The organism is Gandjariella thermophila, from assembly GCF_005405885.1.
GTDB classification, from domain to species: domain Bacteria; phylum Actinomycetota; class Actinomycetes; order Mycobacteriales; family Pseudonocardiaceae; genus Gandjariella; species Gandjariella thermophila.
Genome location: NZ_BJFL01000095.1, coordinates 1 through 2,073 on the forward strand (window position 1 = coordinate 1; position 2,073 = coordinate 2,073).

A 2,073-nucleotide genomic window follows, 5' to 3' on the forward strand; every position below is an offset into this window, starting at 1 on the left:
CCCCGGCCCTCAGCGCGGTCGGCGACTGGGTGAAGGCCCACCTGAAGGACATCCACGCCGTCCTGTCCACCGTCTCCGCCATCGCCGGCCTGGTCGCCCTGGTCACCCCACCGCCGGTCGACGTCATCGCTCTCGGGGTGTCTGCTGTCGCCGGCGCCGGAGCCCTGGCCACCGACCTCGCCGACCCCCAGTTCCGCCATGGCATCGGTGAACTGCTGCACTGCCATTTCAACAAAGATTCGATGGGGGCGCTCATGACGGGCGTCGGCGACGCCGCCAGCCTGATTCCGGGCGCGAAGATCGGTGCAGCTGCCGCAACGGAGGCCATCAAGGGCGGCGATGTGGCGGCCAGGGTCGCCGATGTCGCGGTGTCCGCAGCGCATGAACCGGGACTTGTCGTCAAGGGATTGGGCAGGATACCGGGTGTGAGCAAGCTCGGCGAGGCAGTCACCTTCGGTGACAAGGTGCTCAGCGACACCATCCCGTCCGTCAAGGACGGAGAGCGCGTGCTCAACTCTCTTGACCGGCTCAACCTGATGTGGCGTGTCAAGGGCGTGGGATCGAGCCTCTATCACGATGCTAAGGAAGCGTTCTCATGACAGGCATTGTGGGTGCCCTGGACGCAGGTACGGGTGCCGCGGACATCCCGGTGTGGGTCGGCATCCCGACCGGTTACTTCACACTGCCGCTCGACGACGTTCCCGGCTACCTGGAACGTGCCGAGTCAGTGCTCACGGACGTGGCCGATGATGCGCAAAAGCCGCAGATCCGCGCCGTGATCGGCGTGTTGAGCGTGTTCCTCACCGATCTGGCCGCCAGCGGGGCGTTGTACTGCGGTATCGGACGTCACACCTCGCCCACCGACCAGACGGTGGTGACGTCCTCGCTCGTCGTTTCTTACCAGGAGTACCAAGGCACGCGGAACCCTCGACTGCTGCTCAACGACCTGCTTCAGGCCAAGGCCGACGCCGATGAGCGAGGCCAGGCGGATCTGGTCGAGGTGCTGGGCCGACCCACGCTCTTCTTCGAACGCTCTCGCCAGCTACCCACGCCGCAGATACCTGGCCAGCCGGCGGTGCCGGAGGGAGCGACGACCAGGGTCTACCAACTTGAGGCGTTCGTTCCCTCGGAGAAGGGTGACAAGTTGGCCGTCATCGAGCTTTCCACTCCATTCGAGACGCATGGTCCGGAATACCGCGCCATGGTCGTCCAGATGGCCGCGTCCGTGTCCTTCGAACCGCCGGCTCTACCTTCCGAGGCCCGCAGCAAGATCAGCCAACTGCTTGGGTGACCATGATCATCGATGTTCCCATCAGGCCGGGGGCCGCGCTGAGCGACCCGAAAACGCGACAGTTCGTCGAAGAAAATATAATTAACGCTACCTACGACTTCTCCGATCGCTACCGCAAGATTCCCGAGTTGGCATACAACAGAGAGGGTATCGTCAACGTCCTGGCGAACTTTCCGTGGCAGGAGTACGGCTACAAGAAGGGTCGTTGGCAACGGGAACCCATCTCGTGGGAGATTGACTTCCTGCCTTTTCGGGTCTGGGAGAAAGTCTACCGTGGTTTTCTTCTTACTGACATCGCCACGGGCGAGGAAATTTCCGAAGTTCGTGGCGCGGTCAGCTCGGTCATGCCACCGAGCGGGCGCTTGTTGTTCGCAGGGGACCCAAAGTATGCCGGCGTGATAAACACTATGCCCGATGGCGAACGACGCATCTATATCGTCGGATCCATACGCCTCGCGAGGAATCCCGAATCCGTCACCGAGATCGCACAACGGGCTAGTGAGCTGACCAAGACCATGGTGCCCGAGCGTCCACCGCAAGTGCAATTGTTCGATCTTCCCGCGAAGTATCTGAAGCGCCTGGGACCCTGGCTGGCCGACCATCCAGGCAAACCATCGCGCCGATCTTGACTTGACCGGTTTCCAAATTTAAGGACTGGGAGCGTTATTCAGAGCCCTTACCAGCCAAGTCGGTAGAACTCCAGTGCGGTGACGATTCGGATGACATTCGGAAGCTCGGCGAGGCGCCCTCGAAAGCCGGTGGCAAGTATCTTCCAGTTCTTG

At 62.0% G+C, this 2,073-nt stretch carries 3 protein-coding genes; all 3 read left to right on the top strand.

Annotated features, from left to right (window positions below):
* Positions 1–599, top strand: a 599-nt coding sequence (locus tag FFT21_RS29410; RefSeq protein WP_225978844.1) for a hypothetical protein, incomplete at its 5' end; no start/stop codon positions are given.
* The gene (locus tag FFT21_RS28290) at positions 596–1,291 is read left to right on the top strand and encodes a hypothetical protein (RefSeq protein ID WP_137816956.1); all 696 of its coding nucleotides are present in this window, start codon (positions 596–598) and stop codon (positions 1,289–1,291) included. The genes FFT21_RS29410 and FFT21_RS28290, both read left to right, overlap by 4 nt.
* A complete protein-coding gene (locus tag FFT21_RS28295) occupies positions 1,288–1,920 on the top strand; it encodes a hypothetical protein (protein WP_137816957.1) in 633 nt (210 codons plus the stop codon). The genes FFT21_RS28290 and FFT21_RS28295 overlap by 4 nt, the downstream gene beginning before the upstream one ends.
* Positions 1,921–2,073: the final 153 nt, after the last annotated feature.

Excerpts from the sequence above, each read along its gene's own strand:
- FFT21_RS28290 (WP_137816956.1), top strand. The coding sequence starts at position 596 with ATGACAGGCATTGTGGGTGCCCTGGACGCAGGTACGGGTGCCGCGGAC.